18 protein-coding genes are annotated in these 23,773 nt (G+C 33.1%); 6 read left to right on the top strand and 12 right to left on the bottom strand.

The window, feature by feature from the left end:
* Positions 1-3 precede the first annotated feature (3 nt).
* Positions 4-1,041 carry an o-succinylbenzoate synthase gene (locus ACYSNV_RS05455; RefSeq protein WP_461761551.1) on the top strand — a complete coding sequence of 346 codons (1,038 nt, stop codon included), beginning with the start codon at positions 4-6 and terminating at the stop codon, positions 1,039-1,041.
* A 69-nt stretch (positions 1,042-1,110) separates the two neighbouring features.
* On the opposite strand, the gene ACYSNV_RS05450 is transcribed toward ACYSNV_RS05455, so the two are convergent.
* The 7 genes from ACYSNV_RS05450 to ACYSNV_RS05420 form a co-directional block, all read right to left on the bottom strand.
* Positions 1,111-1,980, bottom strand: a complete 870-nt coding sequence (locus tag ACYSNV_RS05450; RefSeq protein WP_461761550.1) for a helix-turn-helix domain-containing protein — start codon at positions 1,978-1,980, stop codon at positions 1,111-1,113.
* A 273-nt stretch (positions 1,981-2,253) separates the two neighbouring features.
* Positions 2,254-3,336, bottom strand: a complete 1,083-nt coding sequence (locus ACYSNV_RS05445; protein ID WP_461761549.1) for a porin — start codon at positions 3,334-3,336, stop codon at positions 2,254-2,256.
* A gap of 356 nt (positions 3,337-3,692) precedes the next feature.
* Positions 3,693-5,486 carry an acyl-CoA dehydrogenase family protein gene (locus ACYSNV_RS05440; protein WP_461761548.1) on the bottom strand — a complete coding sequence of 598 codons (1,794 nt, stop codon included), beginning with the start codon at positions 5,484-5,486 and terminating at the stop codon, positions 3,693-3,695.
* Positions 5,487-5,520: 34 nt separating this feature from the next.
* Positions 5,521-6,702: an acetyl-CoA C-acyltransferase gene (locus tag ACYSNV_RS05435; RefSeq protein WP_461761547.1), complete on the bottom strand. Its 1,182-nt coding sequence runs from the start codon at positions 6,700-6,702 to the stop codon at positions 5,521-5,523.
* Positions 6,703-6,729: 27 nt separating this feature from the next.
* Positions 6,730-9,132, bottom strand: coding sequence for a 3-hydroxyacyl-CoA dehydrogenase/enoyl-CoA hydratase family protein (locus ACYSNV_RS05430; protein WP_461761546.1), 2,403 nt, complete (start codon positions 9,130-9,132; stop codon positions 6,730-6,732).
* Between the two features lie 44 nt (positions 9,133-9,176).
* Positions 9,177-9,614, bottom strand: a complete 438-nt coding sequence (locus ACYSNV_RS05425; RefSeq protein ID WP_461761545.1) for a MarR family winged helix-turn-helix transcriptional regulator — start codon at positions 9,612-9,614, stop codon at positions 9,177-9,179.
* 79 nt (positions 9,615-9,693) lie between these two features.
* Positions 9,694-11,481 (bottom strand): AMP-dependent synthetase/ligase, encoded by a 1,788-nt coding sequence (locus ACYSNV_RS05420; RefSeq protein ID WP_461761544.1) that lies wholly within the window; start codon positions 11,479-11,481, stop codon positions 9,694-9,696.
* A 126-nt stretch (positions 11,482-11,607) separates the two neighbouring features.
* Here ACYSNV_RS05420 and ACYSNV_RS05415 point away from each other — a divergent pair, with 126 nt between their 5' ends.
* Entirely contained in the window at positions 11,608-13,530 is a 1,923-nt protein-coding gene (locus tag ACYSNV_RS05415) for an LTA synthase family protein (RefSeq protein WP_461761543.1), read from the top strand.
* A gap of 607 nt (positions 13,531-14,137) precedes the next feature.
* Here ACYSNV_RS05415 and ACYSNV_RS05410 read toward each other — a convergent pair.
* Both ACYSNV_RS05410 and clpB read right to left on the bottom strand, forming a co-directional pair.
* Positions 14,138-14,353 (bottom strand): putative signal transducing protein, encoded by a 216-nt coding sequence (locus tag ACYSNV_RS05410; RefSeq protein ID WP_461761542.1) that lies wholly within the window; start codon positions 14,351-14,353, stop codon positions 14,138-14,140.
* Positions 14,354-14,558: 205 nt separating this feature from the next.
* Complete coding sequence (clpB, locus tag ACYSNV_RS05405; RefSeq protein ID WP_461761541.1) at positions 14,559-17,150, bottom strand: ATP-dependent chaperone ClpB; 2,592 nt, start codon at positions 17,148-17,150, stop codon at positions 14,559-14,561.
* A gap of 165 nt (positions 17,151-17,315) precedes the next feature.
* Between clpB and ytxJ the strand changes: the two genes are divergently transcribed.
* Positions 17,316-17,654, top strand: a complete 339-nt coding sequence (ytxJ, locus tag ACYSNV_RS05400; protein ID WP_461761540.1) for a bacillithiol system redox-active protein YtxJ — start codon at positions 17,316-17,318, stop codon at positions 17,652-17,654.
* Positions 17,655-17,689: 35 nt separating this feature from the next.
* On the opposite strand, the gene ACYSNV_RS05395 is transcribed toward ytxJ, so the two are convergent.
* Positions 17,690-18,229 carry a hypothetical protein gene (locus ACYSNV_RS05395; protein WP_461761539.1) on the bottom strand — a complete coding sequence of 180 codons (540 nt, stop codon included), beginning with the start codon at positions 18,227-18,229 and terminating at the stop codon, positions 17,690-17,692.
* A gap of 669 nt (positions 18,230-18,898) precedes the next feature.
* Between ACYSNV_RS05395 and ACYSNV_RS05390 the strand changes: the two genes are divergently transcribed.
* Complete coding sequence (locus tag ACYSNV_RS05390) at positions 18,899-19,120, top strand: hypothetical protein (protein ID WP_461761538.1); 222 nt, start codon at positions 18,899-18,901, stop codon at positions 19,118-19,120.
* Between the two features lie 161 nt (positions 19,121-19,281).
* Here ACYSNV_RS05390 and fahA read toward each other — a convergent pair whose 3' ends face one another.
* The gene (fahA, locus tag ACYSNV_RS05385) at positions 19,282-20,559 is read right to left on the bottom strand and encodes a fumarylacetoacetase (protein ID WP_461761537.1); all 1,278 of its coding nucleotides are present in this window, start codon (positions 20,557-20,559) and stop codon (positions 19,282-19,284) included.
* A 108-nt stretch (positions 20,560-20,667) separates the two neighbouring features.
* Between fahA and glyA the strand changes: the two genes are divergently transcribed.
* Both glyA and ACYSNV_RS05375 read left to right on the top strand, forming a co-directional pair.
* Entirely contained in the window at positions 20,668-21,942 is a 1,275-nt protein-coding gene (gene glyA, locus ACYSNV_RS05380; protein WP_461761536.1) for a serine hydroxymethyltransferase, read from the top strand.
* Between the two features lie 171 nt (positions 21,943-22,113).
* Complete coding sequence (locus tag ACYSNV_RS05375; RefSeq protein WP_461761535.1) at positions 22,114-22,707, top strand: hypothetical protein; 594 nt, start codon at positions 22,114-22,116, stop codon at positions 22,705-22,707.
* A 311-nt stretch (positions 22,708-23,018) separates the two neighbouring features.
* On the opposite strand, the gene ACYSNV_RS05370 is transcribed toward ACYSNV_RS05375, so the two are convergent.
* Positions 23,019-23,768, bottom strand: a complete 750-nt coding sequence (locus tag ACYSNV_RS05370; protein WP_461761534.1) for an acyl-[acyl-carrier-protein] thioesterase — start codon at positions 23,766-23,768, stop codon at positions 23,019-23,021.
* Between the last annotated feature and the right edge of the window lie 5 nt (positions 23,769-23,773).

Genomic DNA, 23,773 nt, shown 5'->3' with positions numbered 1-23,773 from the left:
GATATGAAAGCAAGTTATTTTAAATATGTTCTGAATTTTAAAAGACCCTCGGGTACCTCTCGTGGCGTGTTAATAGATAAAGAAACTTGGTTTATCAAATTGGAAAGTCAAGGTAAAAAAGGCATAGGGGAGTGTGGGATATTACGAACTTTAAGTTATGATGATAGACCAGATTATGAACAAAAATTAAAGTGGACTTGCCAAAATATTCATTTAGGGTTGGAGGTTTTACTGGAAGAATTAAAGCATTATCCATCCATTCAATTTGGTTTAGAGCAAGCTTTTTTATCCTTAGAAAGTATAGACCCTTTTGTTTTGTTTGAATCTGAGTTTACAAATTCAAAGGACTCGATAATTATAAATGGACTTATTTGGATGGGCGAGCCTGAGTTTATGAGTCAGCAAATTCAGCAAAAACTTCAAGAAAACTTTTCGTGCTTAAAGTTGAAGATTGGTGCTATTGATTTTAATAAAGAGTTTGAACTTTTATCTTATATCCGCGATTCTTATACAAAACAACAAGTTGAACTTCGTGTGGATGCAAATGGCGGGTTTTCAAATCAACAAGCCTTAAAACGCTTAGAGAAGTTAACTACTTTGGATTTGCATAGTATTGAACAGCCAATTAAAGCAGGAAATATCCAGGAAATGGCGCAGCTTTGTAAACAAACACCTGTTCCCATTGCCTTGGATGAAGAGCTAATAGGGGTAATTGAACCATCCCAAAAGCAAGAGCTATTGGATTCAATAATGCCACAATATATAATTTTAAAGCCAAGTTTGGTTGGTGGAATTAAAGGATGTATGCAGTGGATTGATTTGGCTAAACAGCGAAATATTGACTATTGGATTACCTCGGCTTTAGAGAGTAATATTGGTTTAAATGCTATTGCACAGTGGACCTATACCCTTGGGTTAAAAACACCTCAAGGATTGGGTACAGGGGCTTTATATACCAATAATATTGAATCTCCATTGGTGGTTACAAAAGGCAAACTGCATTATAATAATAACAAGGTGTGGAATTGTGATTGGTTGTAAATTCATTTAATTATTATAAAATAAAAGCCCTAGCTATTTTTTAAATACTAGGGCTTTTATAATCTAACACTAATTTCTTCTATACTCATCGGGGGATACACCTACGTATTTTTTAAAAAATCTTGAAAAATAAGAATTGTCCTTGAAGCTTAATTTATAGGCTACCTCACTGGCCGATAAATTGGTGTTTACCAGTAAACGCTTACTCTCCAATAATATTCTGTTTCTAATGATTTCTCCGGCCGAAATACCTTTTACTTTTTGACAAACCGCATTTAAATAATTAGGCGTAACGTAAAGTAATTGGGCATATTCTTTTGGGAAGCGATATTCATAGAAGTGTTTCTCGACAAAAACTTCAAATTGTTTCACTAAATTAGAAGGTTGTAATAATTTATTTTCGTAATTAGGGGTTTGTTCAACTTGCTTTTGACAAATTAAAAACAACTCTATTAAGTATACTCGTATCAAATCCAAATTACCTCCATTGGTTAACTGACTCTCGTAAAGAATCTTCTCAAAGATATTTAAGATATTTGCATAATTGTATGTCACATTTATCACCGATTGTTCACTGTCAACTTGAAAAAAGGGTAGGTCACTGATGTAGTTATCATTTAATAAAAATGTGGAAAACAATTTGCTCGAGAAATTAATAACAAAACCTTGGGTGGAGGGATTTAAAGTCCATTTATGGATTTGACCGGGAGATAAAAAAAACATATCTCCTTTTTTTATGTCGTAATTCTTGTAATCTATAAAGTTAATCCCTGTGCCACCAGTAAAAAAAATGATTTGATAAAAACAATGCTTATGCCCTTGAGTCACAAGGCTACTCATATCGGCATTGGCTCTTTGTAAATCTATGATAATACAATCTCTTTCTATGTTGTCCTGATCTAGTAAATCACAATAATTATAATTTTGCATCTTATTCATTTTCTTAGTTTTTTAACCATAAAATTAAAAAATCAGTTGTTTATGGTGGATCAATAATTAAATTTACAAATAATTTTCCAAAAATAAAATTAATAAGGGTTCAAAATACAAATAAATGTTAAATAATATATTTTTATTCTAATTATCGGTGATTTTGCGAGTTAATATTTATTTCTTATACTAATAAAGTATCTTTTACTGAATGTTATTATTAAAAAAATAATATAAAAAAAACAGGTAACAATTAATTTTTGTTACCTGTTTTAACAAGATTTATTTATGTGTTTTAACAAGTGGAATTAACCACCTAACCCCACATTGCACTTTGTGAACAATATTGTGGTTTAAATAAGCCACGTCTTTGGTGTATTGCGTTAAATTATAACTGTAGCTTGCAAAAAGCCTAATGTCCTTAAACAATGCATCATATTTAAAGGGATAAAATTCCATTGTACCCTCTAAAGTCCATAATTTAAAGGCTGCTCCTTGATCCAAAGCATCCCTTTTATTGTAGATAACCTTAAAGGCAGGATTCCAAGTATCAAAGTGGTATTTTAAAGATAAACCCACTGCGTTTTCCTTTACATAGGTATCCATATATCCAGGAGTGGTTAATTCTTGGTTTGGGTCAAAATTAATATTTCTAAAACCATAAACCCAATCAAGCTCGGCAAACCATCTTTTAACTCGCAGTTGATTACCTATGGTTAACCAATTGTAAAACTTATCGGAATCATGCTGTAAAAGCCCATATCCATATCTAGTTCTTAGCTTGTCTTGCAATAAACTACCTTGCCATAAAAACATATATCCATATGCTTTGTTTTGATAACTAGGACTTGCAAATTGATTATCTTGACTTGTGATTTGTAAATTAAATCGTTGATTATTTGTAAAGTAAGCTATATTTACTCCAGGAGCATAAACAGGTAGGTTATTCAATAAAGTCATATTAGAATAAATATCCCCACCATTGTAATCAATCTCATAGGTACCCCAAGCTGTAAATAGTTTACCCGCAGCTATGGCCCAATTTGGATTTATACGATATTCAAAAAAAGCTGCTTCTAAAGCATTAGAGCTCTCACTGGCATTTAAATCATACCTTAATACAAAACTCAGCTTATCTTTTACCTTACTTGTTAGGTAAATACGAGTTTTATCAACTTGGAAACCATTGGCAGTACTTAAATTTGGTCCAAAATCTGATTTATACTGATATCGTGTATCTAAATAAAAATTGAATTCATTTAAAGTAGAAGTTTCTTTAATAGGGATAAATGCGTTTTGCTTTTCTTGTGCATTGGCCATGGTGAACATAGCCAACAAGACTCCTGTTGTTAAAAATTTCTTCATCAAAATAATAATTATACAACAAAGATACGGCTTGTAATAATATGTAAATATGGTTTATTCGGCTATTGCTCAACTTTAACTAAAGTTTTTCTAATTATTACGTGAATATTATTAAAATTTTTAACAAAACCGTGTAATTTTAAAGAATATGAAAATTTGGGTAAATTTGAATGAATTATTAATAATAAAAATTTAATAACTTTAAATTTGCTTACTATTCTTTGCGTAAAAGGATTGCTTTTTGTTTGTTTTTTATGCTAAAAATTGTCAATTAAAAACAAAAGACCGCCCTTTTTATTTAAAAAAAAGACGGTCTTTACAAACAAACTAAACCAGTTTTTATGACTCTCTATAGTTTAAAAGCCATATTGGTTACTATTCACTAGATCACTTGCGATAGTTTCTCTTAATTGATCTACATTTGGTAAATCTGTATATTTTGTAAATCTTCTTAACCCCATTAACATAATACGCTGCTCATCATCTTGTGCAAAACAACTAATGGCTTCTTTACCTTTTTGGGCTATAATATCCACGGCATTGTATAAATAGAGCTTAGCCATAGCAATTTGCGCTTGAATCTCAGACTCTGGTTTTATACTAGCTAGTTTTTGAGTTCTTAAAATACCACTTTCGGCCATATATATCTCAATCATAATATCCGAGGCCGCCAATAAAAGAGATTGATGCTTTTCTAGTTCCGGTCCATATTTTTGTACCGCACTACCAGCAATCATTAAAAAAGCCTTTTTTAGGTTTTCTACAATCTCTAACTCTTGTGCAAACAATTCCGAGTAATCTGGCGTATCAAAACTAGGAATACTCATCAAATCATCAGCCACGGCCATTGCAGGGCCTAAAAGATCCACATGACCTTTCATTGCTTTTTTAATCAACATCCCCACAGCTAACATGCGATTGATCTCGTTGGTTCCTTCGTATATACGTGCGATTCTAGCATCTCTCCAGGCGCTTTCCATAGGTGTGTCTTCCGAGAATCCCATCCCTCCAAAGATTTGAATACCTTGATCAGCTGTATTTTGCACATCCTCTGAAGCGGCGACTTTTAAAATCGAGCATTCGATGGCAAACTCCTCAACACCTTTTAATTCTGCATCTTGGATAGACTCTCCATTTTGAATTCTTTCCTCAATGCGCTGTTCAATACTACCAGCAGCTCGATAACAAGCAGCCTCGCCAACATAGGCATTGGTTGCCATTTCTGCTAGTTTATTTCGAATAGCACCAAAGCTAGAAATAGGGGTATTGAATTGTATGCGTTCATTAGCATATTGAATACTTTGGGTGGTTAATCTTCTTTGCGAATCCAAACAAGCTGCAGCAAGTTTAATTCTTCCTACATTCAAGGCATTCATGGCTATTTTAAAACCATTACCTCTTTGGGAAAGCATATCGGAAACCTTTACTTTGGTTTTATTAAAAAACACTTGACGAGTAGAGGAGGCTCTAATACCTAGTTTATGTTCTTCTTCTCCTAAAGTTATTCCATTTGAAGGGTCATTTTCAACAATGAAACCTGTAATGTTTTTGTCGTCCTGTATTCTGGCAAAAACAATAAATAAATTACAAAAACCTGCATTAGAGATCCACATTTTTTGTCCCGTGATCTCATAATACTGGCCATCTTCAGACAAAACGGCTTTGGTTTTACCTGAATTGGCATCTGATCCAGCATCAGGTTCTGTTAAAGCATAAGCTCCAAACCACTCTCCAGTGGCTAGTTTTGGTACGTATTTATTTTTTTGTTCTTCATTTCCATATAAAGTAATAGGCATGGTTCCTATTCCTGTATGCGCTCCAAAGGCAGTGGAGAAAGATCCTGTTGCTCCCGAGATGTAATCACAAACAAGCATTGTGGATACAAATCCCATACCTAGACCTCCGTATTGTTCTGGAACAGCTACCCCAAGTAATCCAAGTTGTCCTGCTTTTTGCATACATTCTTTGGTAAAAGCGTAATCTTTTTGTTCAAATCGATATTTATTGGGCCAAATTTCCTTGTCTATGAATTCGCGAACAGAATCACGCATCATAATTTGTTCTTGTGAAAAATCATCTGGGGTAAAAACACTTTGGCTAGGGGTCTTTTTTACTAAGAATTGACCACCTCTTGTTATATCTGTACTCATTTCTTTATTTATTTTTGGTTAATTAATAGTTTGGTTATAATAATTCATAGATACCTGCTGCACCTTGCCCGGTACCAACACACATACTAACAATGCCGTATTTACCTTGACGTCTTTGCATTTCATCGAAAAGCTGAACAGATAGTTTAGCTCCTGTACATCCTAATGGATGCCCTAAAGCAATGGCACCTCCGTTAACATTTATAATTTCTGGATTTAAATCCAATTCTCTAATTACAGCTAAACTCTGGGCGGCAAAGGCTTCATTTAATTCTATTAAATCAATGTCTTTTAGGGTTAATCCAGCTTGATCTAAGGCTTTGGGAATTGCTTTAACAGGACCGATTCCCATGATTCTTGGCTCTACTCCAGAGGCTGCGTAAGAGACCATTCTTGCAATTGGTTCTATATTTAATTCCTTAACCATCTGCTCGGACATTACCATCACAAAAGCTGCGCCATCACTTGTTTGGGAAGAATTCCCAGCTGTCACACTTCCATCGGCAGCAAACACAGGACGAAGTTTAGCTAATGCCTCTAAAGAGGTACCCTTTCTAGGACCTTCATCTTGGGTTACAGTATAGTCTTTAGTACTTCTTTTGTTTTGATCATTGACATAGACCTGTTGAATATTTATAGGTACAATTTGATTGTCAAACAAACCTTCTTCTTGAGCTTTCAAAGCCTTTAAATGGGAATTATAAGCAAACAAGTCTTGATCCTCACGCGATACTTTGAATTGATGGGCTACCGCCTCGGCTGTTAGTCCCATTCCCCAATAGTAATCCTCATGACCTTGCTTGGCAATTGTATAATCCGGAGTAGGTCGGTAACCTCCCATAGGAATAAAACTCATACTTTCGGCCCCACCAGCTATAATACAGTGTGCCATTCCCGATTGAATTTTAGCAACAGCCATTGCTATGGTCTCTAAGCCCGAGGCGCAGTATCTATTTACGGTTACTCCCGGTACATCGTCAATTTTTAATCCCATTAAAGAGACTAATCTTCCCATATTTAGACCTTGTTCAGCCTCTGGCATTGCATTACCAACCATCACATCGTCTATGCGTTTTTTGTCAAACTCAGGAAGCTTGCTCATTAAATATTCAATGGTCTCTGCAGCTAATTCATCAGGTCTTTTAAAACGAAATACCCCCTTTGGGGCTTTACCCACAGCTGTTCGATATCCTTTTACTATATATGCAGTATTCATAATTTTACAAATTTTGTTGGTTAGATATTAGTTTCTAAGGGGCTTACCTGTTTTTAGCATATACTGAATACGCTCAAGGGTTTTACGCTCACCACACAGAGATAAGAAAGCTTCTCTTTCTAAATCTAAAAGATATTGCTCTGTTACATAAGTAGGCTCCGATAGATCGCCTCCGGCCATTACATAAGCAAGTTTATTTGCTATTTTTCTATCGTGTTCCGAGATGTATTTACCGGCCATCATGCTATCTGTTCCCACTAAGAACATTCCTAAGGCTTCTCTTCCTAAGACTTTTACATTTTTAGATTTAACCGGTTGGGTGTAACCTCTTTCTGCTAATAATAAAGCTTCTTTTTTAGCCACAGCCAAAAGCATGTTTTTATTTACAACCACAATGTCTTTATGTTTTTGTAAAATATTTAAATCATAAGCCTCATAAGCAGAAGTAGCAACTTTTGCCATACCTATGGTTAGAAAATTCTCTTGTAAAACATTTAATTCAACGTCATTTTTACGATATAGTTCAGAGGCACGTAGGGTCATTTCTTTGGAACCACCACCACCTGGAATAAGACCTACTCCAAATTCAACTAATCCAATATATGTCTCTGCCGCAGCTACTACTTTATCGGCATGTAAACTCAATTCACAACCTCCTCCAAAGGTCATACCAAATGGGGCAGCGACAACTGGAATAGCCGAATAACGCATACGCATCATTGTGTCTTGGAAGGTTTTAATAGCAATATTTAACTCATCGTATTCTTGCTCGGCGGCCATCATAAAGATCATCATTAAATTGGCACCCACCGAATAATTAGACCCTTGATTTCCAACAACTAAACCTTGGAAATCTTTTTCGGCAATCTCAACAGCTTTATTTAACCCCTGTAAGACTCCACCTCCAATGGTGTTCATCTTAGAATGAAATTCTAAATTTACTATTCCATCTCCTAAATCAATTAAAGAGGCCTCTTTATTTGACCATACCTTATTTTGACGAATATTATCTAAAATTATAAATGATTCTTGTCCTGGTATTACTTGGTAGGATTTAGTTAATTGATTATAGAATAGTTTTTTTCCATTCTCTATTTTATAAAAACTAGTATTTCCTTGATCTATAAAGTCTTCAACCCATTGACTTACCGTGTAGCCGTGTTTTTTTATTAACTCAGCACCTTTTTTAACACCTAGGATATCCCAGGTTTCAAAAGGGCCGTATTTCCAGGCATAACCAGTACGCATAGCATCATCAATTGGATAGAAATGCGCGGTTATCTCAGGAACTCTTTGTCCAACATAAGAAAATAAACTTGCTAAATGACGTGAGATTAATTCACCATATTTACTGGTATCACTTAATAAAACTTGAAGTCTGGCTTTAATCCCACCTGCTTGTTTAGCAGTTTCTAATAAATCAATAGACTCTCTTTGTAACTCCCTGTAGCTAAGTGTGTTTAAATCTAAGGCAAATCGTTGGGTTTTACCTTGTTTATCTATTTGCTTGTAATAAAAACCCTTTTTAGACTTATCACCGTAAAATTTGTTTTCCAACAAGAAATCTAAAGCTTTATTATCTTTAATCTCTTGGATCATTTTATCATTTGGACAATTCTGTTTTAGGCCATTTGTTACATTATAGGCTGTATCTAAACCTACTAAATCAGCAAGTTTAAAAGTACCTGTTTTAGGTCTACCTAAGATGGAACCCGTTAAACTATCGGTTTGTTCTACAGTAAGACCTATTTCTTGAGCAAGTTGCATAATCATGGCCATAGAGTATACACCAATTCTATTTCCTATAAAACCTGGGGTGTCTTTACACAACACAGGGGTTTTACCTAAATACAAGCTTGCGTATCTTTGAAAAAATTCCAAAACCTCCTTACTGGTATTTGGCCCGGGAATTATCTCAAATAACTCTAAGTATCTTGGCGGGTTGAAAAAGTGTGTACCACAGAAATGTTTCTGAAAATCTTCACTTCTTCCCTCAGACATTAAATGTATGGGAATTCCAGAGGTATTAGAGGTAATTAAACTACCTGGTTTTCTGTATTTTTCAATTTGTTCAAATACAGACTGTTTAATATCTAAACGTTCGATAACAACCTCAATTACCCAATCACAATCTTTAATTTGCTTTAAATCATCAGTAATATTACCCGTTTGAATTCTTTGGGCAAATTTTTGCACATAAATAGGGGATGGCTTAGATTTTAAAGCATTAGCCAAATGGGTATTAGCAATCGAGTCTCTAACTACTTTATCCTCTAGAGTCATACCTTTGCTTTGTTGCTCAGGTGTCAACTCTTTAGGTACTATGTCAAGAAGTAGTACTTCGAGTCCAATATTGGCAAAATGACAAGCAATAGCCGATCCCATAACCCCGGACCCTACTACGGCAACCTTTTTAATGATTCGTTTCATACTTTATTTTGATTTGGTTAATATTTATTTTTGAAAAATAGAGTCTATTTGGTTTCGAAAATAGTCTTCTCGTTTATTAAGGTATTAATAAGTTCGGTAACTTCAAAAAAATGCTCAATTTTTTGGGGATCAATATTGGCAAGAATCATCTGATTAAAACGCTTTACTTTTAGTTTAGAAAGTTCTCGTTTCTCAAGTCCTAATGGGGTTAGTTTTATAATAACACCACGTCCATCATTAGGGTTTTTTTCTTTTAGAATAAGCCCTTTTTGCTCCATTTTTTTTAAAGTTCTCGTCAAACTAGTTGCCTCCATACCCATACTAGGACCCAATAGGGTGGAAGGTGTTCCTTCTTTATTTATACTCAACAGTGCAAAGGCCAAAGACATACTAGCATCATATTTTGCAGCCTCTTCATTGTACATTCTAGCTACGGCTTGCCAAGTAGCTCTTAACACATAATCAATGGTTTTGTTATTCATATTGTTAGGATGTGAAAATCAAATATAAAAAAAAATAGTATGCATGCATACTATTTTAATGAATTTATTTTAATTAATATTAATTTTGATTACTTCTTTGATATATTTTATTGTATAAATCCTTATACATCTCTAAAATTGGTTTCCTTTTAAGTTTAAGAGTAGGAGTGAGCTGACCCGAGTCTATACTCCATACATCAGGAGTGAGTTCAAATCGTTTAACTTGTTCCCATTTACCAAATTTTTGATTAATTTGATTGATTTCTTTTTCGAAACGTTTTATCACCAGGGCATTACTAACTAAGTCTTCATTGGTTGACCCAATGTCTATTTGTTTTCTTTTTGCCCATTGGCGAACAAATTCAAAATTAGGCTGAATTAAGGCCGCTGGCATTTTCTCTGCCTCACCGATAACCATAATTTGTTCTATGAATCGGGATTGCTTCATCGTGTTTTCGATAATCTGGGGAGCTACATATTTTCCACCTGATGTTTTAAACATTTCTTTTTTTCGATCGGTAATATATAAAAATCCATCTTGATCAATCTTGCCAATATCTCCTGTATGAAAATACCCATCTGTGATCTCTTGGGCAGTTTTTTCAGGATCTTTATAATACCCCATCATTACACTAGGTCCTTTGACAAGTATTTCTCCATCTGGCCCAATTTTAACCTCCACATTATCCAAAGGCTTACCTGTTGAACCAAATCTAAAACCACCATTGGTTATTTGTTGAACAGAAATAACCGGGGAGGTTTCTGTTAATCCATAACCCTCTAAAACTGGTAGATCTGCTGCATTAAATACCCTTGCTAACCTTTGTTGTAAAGGAGCACTTCCCGAGACAATTACTTTGATTTGTCCACCAAGGGCTTGTTGCCATTTAGAGAAAACTAATTTTCTTGCCCAATATAACTGTGTATTGTACAGCCAACCTCTATTGTATGGTTCGTATTTAAAACCTAGCTCTAAGGCCCAAAAGAAAATTTTCTTTTTAATTCCCGTTAACGCGCTCCCGGTGGTGAATATCTTATCGTATACTTTTTCTAAAAGTCTTGGAACAACGGTCATCACATTGGGTTTTACCTCTTGGAGATTGTCTGCCATTTTATCGATAGATTCGGCAAAGTGGATTGAGACCCCGAGGTACTGATATAAATAGGTTATCATACGTTCGAAAACGTGGCAAATTGGTAAAAAGCTAAGACCTATATATTTGTCTTCTCTTACAAATGGTACCCTAGGGAAACTACCTAAAACATTAGATAAAATATTATTATGAGATAACATCACACCCTTTGGTCGGCCTGTTGTACCCGAGGTATAAATTAAAGTTGCTAGATGATCTGGTTTAATATTGTTTTTAATCTGATTTACTTGATCTTGATTACTTGGATCTGTACCCAGGTCTAATAGTTCATCTAAGTTTTTACACCCATCTATGGAATCAAAACTATATATTTCTTTTAGGTTTGGTAGCTGACTTTTAACCGAAATTAACTTATCATATATTTCTTGGTCTGAAACAAAACAATAACTAGAATCAGAATGACTTAGTATAAACTGATAATCTTCAGCAGAAATTGTTGGATAAATTGGAACGTTTTGAGCACCAGTTTGTAAAATTCCTATATCTAATACATGCCATTTGGTTTGATTTGTAGAAGAAATCACAGCTATTTTATCATTTTGCTTTACCCCTAAACGCAATAGAGCTCTTGAAACCTTATTGGCCTGGTCTATGTAGTTTTGCGAAGAAGTTTTTTGCCAAACTCCATTTACTTTTGTAACCAAAGCATCTTCAAGAGGAAAGTTTTCTAATTGAAAATAGGGAATATCAAAAAGTCTTGTTGGATTTATCATGTTTATTTAATTAGTAACTGCAAAATAAGCAAAAAAAACAACAAAAACTATCTGTTAATTAAAAATGTATTAGTCTAAAGTTTTAAGTAAATTTGTTGAGAATAAAAAAATAAACAAAAATTTATTATGATCTCAAATCGTTACCGATTAAACGAGGTGCTTGTATTGTTCTACAGGCTTTTTCTTGCTTTCTTTTTTTACTTTATAGCAAGAGTTCTTTTCTATTTTTATAATAGTGATTTATTAAATGTCGATTCACTTGGACAATTTTTAACTTTGAGTTATCATGGACTAACTTTTGATCGGATGGCAATTTTCTATGTCAATAGTTTGTTTATTATTTTATCGATTATTCCAATATTTAAAAATACAACCAAAGGCTATCAAAAAATGCTTTTTTGGGTATATATTATTCCAAACTTATTGGCCTATTCTACAAATTTTATTGATTTTATATATTATCGTTTCATTTATGCCAGAACTACAATAGCTGTTTTTGATAGTTTAGAACACGAGACAAATAAGCTGCAGTTGTTTTTTAACTTCCTGGGGGCTTATTACCATGTGTTTTTAATTTGTATAGTTCTTTGCATAACTTGGGTATGGTTGTATAAGAAAGTTAGTTTTAACAGAGTAATTAAAACAGAGAATAAAAAAAGCTATTGGATTGCAAGTATTTTTATTTTCGCATTAACCGGTCTTGGTTTTGTAGCCGGGGTAAGAGGAGATTTAAAAAAGACTACTCGTCCTTTGAATATTATTGATGCCAATAGACATGTGAGTAAACCAGAGCATGCCGATATTGTTTTAAATACCCCTTTTGCCATTTTACGTACCATAGGCAAAACTAGTTTTAAAAAGGTAGAGTATCTAGATCAAAAAGAACTCAAAGAGAATATAAGCCCTATAAAACAGTATCTTATCAACGAGCCTAGTGAGCCAAATGTGGTGGTTTTTATCTTAGAGAGTTTCTCCAGAGAATACATTGGAGCCTTTAACAAGGACCAAAATATTGAAAACTTTGTAAGCTACACGCCTTTTATAGATTCATTGGCTAGTTCAAGTTTAATTTTTCCAAATGCTTTTGCCAATGGCTATAAGTCTATTCATGGAATGTCTTCTGTGATAGCTGGTATTCCTTCATTCAAAGATGCTTTTACCTCCTCACCATTTCCAAAACAAAATATTGAATCCTTGGTCTCTACATTAAAAAGTAAAGGTTATGATACCTCATTTTTCCACGGTGCTCCTAATGGATCAATGGGATTCTTGGGTTTTGCCAATATCTTGGGATACGATCATTATTATGGTAAGACCGAATATAACAATGACCTAGATTTTGATGGAACATGGGGAATTTGGGATGAGCCATTTTTTCAATATATGAGAGAAACCTTAAATAACAAACAAACACCTTTTTTTGCTACCATGTTTAGTGTGTCTTCTCATGAGCCATTTAAAGTGCCGCAACAATATGAGGGTAAGTTTGCAAAAGGGAATCAACAAATACACCAAACAATTGGATACACAGACCATGCTTTAAAGGAGTTTTTTGAAAAAAGTAGTAAAGAGAAATGGTTCGACAATACGATATTTATTCTAACGGCTGATCACACAAATCAAGTGGATTATCCAGAATATACAAAGTTGGTTAATCGAACTGCTGTTCCAATTTTAATTTATTGGCCAAAGAAAAATTTAGTAGGAGAAGATACAAAACTTGCCCAACAAATTGATATATACCCAACGGTTTTAGATTTGATAGGCTATAAGGAACCCTTTAGAAGTTGGGGTAGGAGTTTGATAAATGATACCCTAACACAGCCCTTTACTATTAATTATGGTGCAAATGAATATACCTATCAACAAGGAGATTATATTGTTAGGTTTGATGGTAGACAAGTGACAGGTTTTTATGACATTAATGACAAGGGCTTGACCAATAACTTAATTGGAAATAAGAATCAACAGATGCAAGATTTAGAGCTAAAAGTAAAGGCTTTTATTCAAGATTATTTTCAGCGTATTATAGATAAAGAATTAGATTAAAAAAACAAATGCCTTAAGTATTTAGACTTAAGGCATTTGTTTTTATATCCTTACAATCTTATGTTCACACTGTTTTATAAAGTGTATAAGTATAGAAATCTGCTTGAGATAACTAAGTAGATTTTTTTATATTTAACAAACTACAATTTCTAGGGCTACAGATGCGGTCTTAGCTGATACTGGAACTTGTTGAAATCGTTGCCTAGAGCCTGTTTGAGTAATAGCTTGTCATGTTATTGTATAAAGTATAACAAGCCACTAAAGTCGTTTCCTGAATCTATACCACTAACTTAATTAAATATCTCGATAGGAAAATAAGTCAATACACCAAAAATAAATTATCCTTTACTAGGGATCAAGCTGTCCTTGAATTCGTATATTTAACTGTAAGACAAGCTTCTATAAAATGGACTATACCAGATAAAAACTACAGAATATTTGTAAAGCGATTTATAATCCCTATATAAAATAGGGTTAGGCTTTTAAATAAAACCTAACCCTATTTTTATTTTTGAACTTGCACACTTAAACGTAAAGTGTCCTTATGTTTGATTATCTAATGCTAAATTTTATAAAAAGAGAATATTTTTTAAAAAAATGGTTCTTTTTACTTAATATCATTTTGAATCAATAGCTGTTCTGCTTTTTCCAAATCTTTTTGTTCAACTAAAACATTTACAGCATTATCCGCTGAAACAAATCCTGCTGTAATAGAGGAATCAATGTCGTTTCTAATAATGTATGGGATATTGTTTTGTTCTAAAATATTTTTAACAGCCAAGACCATTATCTCGCTGCCAGCGTAAAGTATTACATGATTCATAATAATAGTAGTTTTTATTTAATCGAAGATAAATATTATTTATTGATTATCATAACTAAAATATGCAAAAATCAGATTAATTTTCTAAAAAAAATACGTCAATTTTAATATTAAAGCTTTTTTAATACGCATTAAAGATAATTTTTTTATTTTTAATTTATAGTAACAAAAAAGACAAACCAGTAGGGTTTGTCTTTTTTAGTTATTACTCACTATGATTTCTAAATACTAATTCATCATTAAATGCGTCTAGTAAAATAATACTGTCGGCTTTTACATTACCTGATAGAATTTCTTTAGATAATTTGTTAAGCACCTCTTTTTGCACTACTCGTTTCACTGGACGCGCACCCATTTCTGGATCATATCCTTTGTCAGCCAAAAATTCTTTAGCTTCAATTGTAGCCTCCATAATGATATTTTGAGCTTTTAACATCTTAATTACATTAAGTAGTTGTAAGTCTACTATTTCTAAAATGTTATCCTTTGTTAAAGGTGTAAACATTACCACTTCGTCTATTCGGTTTAAAAACTCAGGACGAACTGTTTGCTTTAATACATTAAGTACTTCTACTTTGGCTTGTTCAGAGGCTTGATCAAGATCTAAAGCATCTTCGAACTTCTCTTGAATGATATGGCTACCAATATTAGAAGTCATGATAATAATCGTGTTTTTAAAATCCGCTAAGCGACCTTTGTTATCAGTTAGCCTACCTTCATCTAAAACTTGAAGCAAAATATTAAAAGTATCTGGATGAGCTTTTTCTATTTCATCTAATAATACAACTGAATAAGGCTTTCTTCTAACAGATTCTGTTAATTGTCCACCTTCATCATAACCTACATATCCCGGAGGCGCTCCAACTAATCTACTTACGCTATGTCGTTCACTATATTCACTCATATCGATACGAGTCATGGCATTCTCATCATCAAACAAATAAGTGGCAAGGGCTTTGGCTAATTCTGTTTTTCCTACTCCTGTGGTTCCTAAGAATAAAAACGAACCTAGGGGTTTTTTAGGATCTTGTAACCCTGCACGACTTCTTCTAACTGCATCAGATATAGCTTCGATTGCTTCATTTTGTCCAACTACTCTTTTATGTAGCTCGTCCTCTAAATGTAGTAATTTCTCTCGCTCGCTTTGAAGCATTTTTGTAACTGGTACCCCAGTCCATTTAGCCACCACATCTGCTATATCCTCACTAGTTACCTCTTCTTTAATTAAGGTGTTTCCACTATTGTTGTTCTCTAGGTCTTCTTGAGCCTTTAAAAGTGCTTCTTGGGCATCTTTGATCTTACCATAACGAAGTTCGGCTACTTTTCCATAGTCGCCTTCACGCTCGGCTTTTTCCGCTTCGTTTTTGTATTTTTCAATTTCTTGTTTGATATTTTGTACGCGATCAACTACTTCTTTTTCACTTTGCCATTTACTAAAAAGATTGTTTCTTTCTTCTTTAATATTAGCAAGTTCTAATCCAAGAGATTTTAGTTTGGCTTCATCGTTTTCACGTTTAATAGCTTCGATCTCAATTTCTAACTGCATGATTCGACGATCTAAAACATCTAATTCTTCTGGCTTAGAGTTAATTTCCATACGTAATTTAGATGCAGCCTCATCCATTAGATCAATGGCTTTATCTGGAAGAAATCTATTTGTTATATATCTTTCGGATAAATTAACAGCCGCTATAATAGCCTCATCTTTAATACGAACTTTGTGGTGAGCCTCATACTTCTCTTTAATACCACGTAGAATAGAAATAGCGCTTTCTGTATCAGGTTCATCTACCATCACTTTTTGAAAACGACGCTCTAAAGCCTTGTCTTTTTCAAAATATTTTTGATACTCATCTAAGGTAGTGGCTCCAATGGATCTTAACTCACCTCTGGCTAAGGCTGGTTTTAAGATATTTGCAGCATCCATTGCTCCATCGCCCCCTCCAGCGCCAACTAAGGTGTGAATCTCATCAATAAACAAAATGATATTACCATCGGATGAGGTAACCTCTTTTACAACAGACTTTAAACGCTCCTCAAATTCTCCTTTATATTTAGCTCCTGCAATTAAAGCTCCCATATCTAAGGCGAAAATTTGTTTATCTTTTAAATTCTCAGGTACATCATGTTTTACAATACGATGTGCTAATCCCTCTGCAATAGCCGTTTTTCCTACACCCGGTTCACCGATAAGCATAGGGTTGTTTTTGGTTCTTCTACTAAGGATTTGTAATACACGTCGTATTTCTTCATCTCTACCTATAACCGGATCAAGCTTTCCTTCATTTGCTAGCTTTGTTAAGTTATTTGCGTATTTGTTTAATGAATTGTAGGTATCCTCTGCCGAGGCAGAAGTAACCCTTGCGCCATTGCGAATTTCTTGAATAGCAGCCTCTAAATTTTTTAAAGTAACACCTTGGTCTTTTAAGATTTGCGATACTTTACATTTTGCTTGGAAAATAGCTAGAATAAGATGTTCGATAGAGACAAACTCATCTTTCATTTCAAGGGCAATAGCTTGGGCTTGATTCATCGTATTACCGGCCTCTCTAGATAAAGTTATTTGTCCCCCTGAAACTTTTGGAAAACTCTGAATAGTAGCTTCTAAAACAGATTTAAAAGTTTCTATATTGATATTTAATTTTTTCAGAATAAATGGAGTTACATTTTCATCTACTTCCATAATTGCTCTGAAAATATGCTCATTTTCTATTTGTTGTTGCCCTAATCCTTGTACAATTACCTGTGCACGCTGTAGAGCTTCTTGTGACTTTATGGTAAAATTATTCAAATTCATTTTTCTTTTTTTTTAAAATTTTTGGTTGATTTTATTTATACAAATGATATTCCATTCTTAAAGATACGACAAATTGGCAATACTTTATGTTAAAAAGTTGGTTATGCTAGACAAAATGACTTATTTTAGCAACTCTTATTAATTAATACGCTAACATTTTGTCATATGGACTGGATTTTACTTACTAATAAACAACAAATTGACCAGTTAAAGGAATTGTCTAATCAAAAAGCTGTTATTGTTTTCAAAAACTCTCCAAGATGTTATATAAGTAAATTTTCTTTGAAAAATTTTGAGCGCACCTTTATTAATTCTACCCAAACTCCATGTTATATGGTTGATGTTATAGCAAATAGACCCGAATCACAATATATAGCCTCTGAGTTTAATGTAGAACATCAATCTCCTCAATTGTTAATTATCTATAAACAAGAAGTAGTTTTTGATTGTTCTCACGAGAATATAGACCCTAGTCAAATTCAAAAATTATTACTACGTATATAAATCCTGGGGTCATACAAATAAAGATGCCTCTTTAGTTATTGAATATTTTGATAATTAATATCTATGGTAGACACTATTTTATTTCCTGCTTTATATTGTGTTGAATTTATAGTCTCTAAAATATTTTTAGCCAAGTCTTTGCATTTACTTAAATCCTCCTGTCTATATGCTTGTGTTGCCTCAAGAGTGATTCCCATGGCATCGAGTTGATCTTGACTGTTTTGATTAAGTAATTTTTCTAATGCTACAGCATAAGAGTTATCTTGGTGAAAATCAATATCTCGAATAATTATTTGTTTATCCTTAGGATCTATTAAAGTAGTAAAACTTACACTTTGAAAAGGGGTATCCTGCTTTTGTTCAACTACATACTCAATTAATAAAAGATAAGCTTTTTCAAAATCAGCATTGTTCGAGCTGCTATTTAAATTCGAGTCTTGATAGGGAACTTTAAATTCTTTTTGAAATACAAAAGATGAAGTTTCTAAGTTCAAATACATTTCGCTGGGGAGTGTTGTATTTGCTACAGTGGGAACCGCGCTTAGGATACAAGCGCAAAAAAATAACTTTTTCATAGTAAAAATCGATTTGGTTGATTTGATTCTAATTTACGAAAAAGAAGCCAAATATTTAGTAATAAAAATAAAAAAAGAGATTTCTTTATGAAATCTCTTTTTAGTTTTGTTTAATTTCATGGGGGATAATGGGTATAACGTTAGTTTTACAGCTTGTTCCTTTTTGAAAAAAAACATAGATGTTGGTAAAAATAACGAAGGCTAGTGTTTCTAACACAACATCATGTAACATTTATGTTATTTTTTGTCTATCATACAACAAGTTAATTTCAAGAAAAATAACCCGATAGTAGTAGACCAGGTAAAAATATATTCAAAAAAATAGATATACTGTAACTTAAGTTACATTGGTAAGTAGGGATGTAGAATTCACCTGTGGAAAATTGTAAAACAGATTTGTTATTTTCTCACCTATGAGCTTAATTTCTGTTTTTTTTATAAAAAACTAAGTGCTACGTTATTAAATAGTTACTTTAAAGAGTGGTGAGATTATTTTTTCAATATGCTAAGATATGTTTTTTTTAATATATTTTTATGAAATATTTTTTACTCTCAAACCAAAGTAATCCATAAGATATGGTAAATAATTGTTATATTTGATATTCTTTAAAAAAACAGGATAAATTTTAAAACAAAATTTTTCTCAAAAGAATGCAAAAAATAAGATTTATGAGTTCTAAGATAATAGTTTTTATTGGTTCTGTTCTTTTTGTTTTATCTATCAGTAGCTGTAAAAAAGATCCAGTAGTATTACAAGAGCATATTCTCACGCCAATGTTTGATAAGAAAGTTTGTATAGATTCATTATTAATTCAAACTCGAATTGCCGTGGATAGTACCGCTGTTTATAAAAAAGACTCTTTACCTGTGTTTAGCATCCTTATAAAGTAAAAAATGGTGCCAAGAAACTTAAAAGTTATGTTTAAGTTTAAAAAAAGAGCTTATTAAGTTTCTAAGAAAAAAACCAAAAAGTAAAATAATATAACATGCTGTAAAGAGTATAATACAATACTCTATACAGCATGCTTTTTTTTGGTTTAATAGATGTTTTACTACTTTCTAGCCGGTAATAACATATTACTAACTTGGCCAAAACCTATTCGTATACCATCCTTTTGACAATATCCTTGCATAATGATAGTGTCATAGTCTTCTATAAATGTTCTACTACTACCATCTTTAAGAACCAGCGGTTTACTACCTGCCCAGGTTAATTCTAAAAGAGAACCGAAACTATCTGGTTGGGTTCCCGAGATAGTACCCGATCCCATTAAATCACCAGAATTAATCACGCATCCATTTACCGTATGATGAGCAAGTTGTTGACTCATTGTCCAATAAAGATACTTAAAGTTACTTTGGCATATTAAATTAGGCTCCTGATTTTTTGGTTGTAAATAAACTTGTAGATTAATATCAAATGTTTTATCACCGGATTGTTGTAAGTAAGGTAATGGAGTAGGGGATTGCTGTGGGCTGGCAACTCGATAAGGCTCCAATGCATCTAATGTTACAATCCAAGGAGAAATAGAGGTGGCAAAGTTTTTGGATAGAAAAGGTCCTAGGGGCACATATTCCCATGTTTGTATATCTCGAGCACTCCAATCATTTAATAGTACCATTCCAAAGATGTATTGCTCGGCGTCTTCAACGTTAATGTTTTCTCCAAAATTATTTGCATCGGTAGTAATAAAACCTGTTTCTAGCTCAAAATCTATACGTTGTGAAGGGCCAAAAATAGGTTGAGTTTCACCCTTGGGTAAAGTTTGACCAAGGGGCCTTTTTATTCTAACTCCAGATGGTACAACAGTTGAACTTCTACCATGGTATCCCACAGGAATATGTAACCAATTTGGTAGTAATGCGTTTTCAGGGTCACGAAACATTTTACCTACATTAGTAGCATGTTCGCGGCTGGAATAAAAATCCGTGTAATCTCCAATGAAAACAGGTAATTGCATTTCAACTTGATCTATAGGATGTACTATTGCTTGTCGATGTTTATCATTTAATTGTAATTCCGTGTTGTTTAGATCAAAAATGTCAGCTACTTTATTTCTAACTGCCCTCCAGGTTTTCTTACCTGAAGAAATAAAATCATTAAGGGTATCTTGTAGAAAAATGTCATCTGTTAATTCAATGCCTTTAAAATACCCTAACATCTGAAGAGCACTTAAGTCAATGGCATAATCTCCGATACGAGTTCCTATTGTTATAACATCATCCTTTGTGATAAAAACCCCAAATGGAATATTTTGAATAGGAAAATCGCTATTCTGAGCAACGTCTAACCAGGATTTCCTTGAAGGATCATTTGCGCTAATTATCATATTTATTTTATTTTAGTGTGTTAACTATATCAAATATATAATTAAGACCGAATATAACAAACGTTTTTTGTACATTTGGTTTTAATTAAATGAAAAACACATTAAATAATGAGAAAGGATACAGAAATTTTTGACCTTATTCTTGATGAGCAAGATAGACAAGTTCACGGTATTGAATTGATTGCTTCAGAAAACTTTGTAAGTCAAGAGACTATGGAGGCTGCAGGCTCATGTCTTACTAACAAATACGCTGAGGGATATCCAAATAAAAGATATTACGGTGGATGTGAGGTAGTGGATATTGTGGAACAGATTGCCATTGATCGTGCTAAGGCTTTATTTGGAGCTAAGTATGTGAATGTTCAACCGCATTCAGGTTCTCAAGCCAACACTGCTGTTTATGCTGCTTGTTTAAAGCCAGGAGATAAAATTTTAGGATTTGATTTATCACATGGAGGACACTTAACACACGGATCACCGGTAAACTTCTCTGGTAAATTATATACACCTGTTTTCTACGGAGTGGAGCAAGAAACAGGAATGCTAGATTATGATAAAATTCAAGAGATAGCTACAAAAGAACAACCAAAGATGATTATCGCTGGTGCATCTGCTTTCTCTCGTGATATAGATTTTAAACGTTTTAGAGAAATCGCCGATAGCGTTGGTGCTCTTTTAATGGCTGATATTTCTCATCCTGCTGGATTAATCGCAAAAGGATTATTAAATGACCCAGTTCCTCATTGTCACATAATTACAACAACCACACATAAAACCCTTCGTGGTCCTCGTGGAGGAATGATTATGATGGGTGAGGATTTCCCTAACCCATTTGGAATTAAAACTCCAAAAGGAGAAACTAGAATGATGTCCTCTTTATTGGATAGTTCTGTTTTCCCTGGAAATCAAGGAGGTCCTTTAATGCATATTATTGCAGCTAAAGCCGTTGCTTTTGGTGAGGCTTTATCAGATGAGTTTTTCCACTATGCTTTACAGCTGCAAAAAAATGCGAAAGCAATGGCAAAAGCTTTTGTAGATAAAGGCTATAATATTATCTCTGGAGGGACAGATAATCATATGATGCTTATTGACTTACGTAATAAAGGAATCTCTGGAAAACAAGCTGAAGAGGCTTTAGGAGTTGCTGAGATTACAGTTAATAAAAACATGGTTCCTTTTGATGATAAATCTCCATTTGTAACATCTGGTATTCGTATTGGAACACCTGCTATTACAACAAGAGGTTTAAAAGAGCAAGATATGGTAGTTATTGTGGAATTAATAGACAAAGTTTTAACCAATATTGACAACAAAGAAGTATTGGAGCAAGTAAGAGAGTCTGTTAACGAAATGATGGGAGACAAGCCAATGTTTGTTATGTAATTATCCTTGAAAGAAATAGATTTATAAACCAGCTCTAGGGCTGGTTTTTTTTTATTTATAGCCTTTGGATTAGATAAAACTTTTGAAAAAAAATACTATAAAGGTTTTTGCTTTATAGGTGTGGATTTTGGCTGATTTTTTGATAACTTAGCCCTGTTAATAGAAGAAATAATGATAAAAAGTATTTTTTTCTGTGGAGCACTGATTTTAATTGTCTTAGTGCATGCTTGCCAAGGAAAGCAAGAAGAATCCACAGTTAAAAAAGTTGAACAAGTAAAATCTAAAGTTGAGTTTTCACAAGAACCTCTAAAAGAATATAAATATAAGGATTATAAAGTTTTGGGCTATTTTAACATAGATAAAGATAGTGTGATATTTGCTTTAGATTCTATAGATGATAGCGTTGTTAAAATAATTGAAAATGCTAAGATTAAACAAGTTACCATAGATCAAGATTATATTACCTTACAAGATGTAAACTCGCGTAAGACTTGGAAAGCTCAAAAAAATCAAGGAAGCTTATTTATTTTAGATCAAGCTGAGAATAAATTGGTTTGTGATATAAAGAACAACGGAAAGTCTATTGTTGTTTATCATTCTTTTTTTCAAATATCAGCCACACATCAGGTATCAGGAACCAGAGCAGTCTATAATGCATCTACTTATGGGATCTTAAAGGAGCAGCAAATTCTAGAAGATTATGATTTTTTAACAGCAAAAAAAGGGTATTTAATCCAAGTAAGTTATCATTTAGACTTACAATAACAACTTTTAAAAACCAGAAAAAGGATACTTATAAAAAAGAGCAGTCTAGTGAAAACTGCTCTTTTCTATAATTTTTTATTAAGGATAATAAGTCATTTATATAACAATAAGTTGTAAATCTTTTTTAATGCTTTTGAATCTAAGGCTTTTAAAAAAAAATGATCTTAAATAAAGGAAAAAAATAGCTCATTATTAAACTAAAGATTCAAAATAAGATTTCAAGAACTTATAAATAAGCTTTAAAAAATTGAAATAGTATCACCAAATATTACCATAGCATAATTCACAGCATTTCAAGTGGGTCTAATTTATTAGTCTAATTTAGATTCTAAAATACATTGAAAATTAACCTTTTGATTATCGTCTTGAATAATATAGTGATTTTGATGCTGTGATATATTTCTGCTAATAGTATAGGGTTCTTTAAAGATAAGTTCTTTTTGAAAAACCATGTCTAGAATCCTGATATTCTCTAAAGGTAGATCATTTTGATGTATGGCATCAATAACCCATTCAATGTATTTAATGTTTGTTACATGTTTAAGCATATCTAAATCCGAATAACGAACAACATCGTTAGCTAAAAACTGTAATTCAAGTTGTTTTGAAAAATTTGTAAAAGCACTTTTAAATACTTTTTTTTGTTCATATTTAGTAAAATGTTGATGGTCTATTGTAAGGCCTTGTGGTCTTCTTGTTTGGGTGTTAATAATAACCCAAAGCGAGCTAGCCCCAATAATGGGCTTATTATCCATCAGGACTTGAAAGTTTCTTATCGATCTGACCCCATCAAGTTTTTCAATCCAAGTTGATATAGTAATGGTTTGTTGCCAACTAGGCATATAATCGATTTCTAAACGAAATTTGTTTAAGACCCAGGCTTGATTATGTTTTTCTAAGTCCCATAAACTAATTCCCCCTAAAACCGAGTGGTTTGAGGAAACGAGTTGTAAGAGTTTACATAAATCTACTAATTTTAGTTTTCCATTAGTATCACAATCAAAATAATCAATAATGAAGGTTTCTTGGTGAATAGAGTTGAAATCTTTTGATATCGGCATACTGT

It is taken from the genome of Myroides sp. LJL119 (assembly GCF_054871605.1).
Note: the sequence above shows the minus strand (reverse complement) of the source record. Positions and strands in the feature narration are given on the sequence as shown.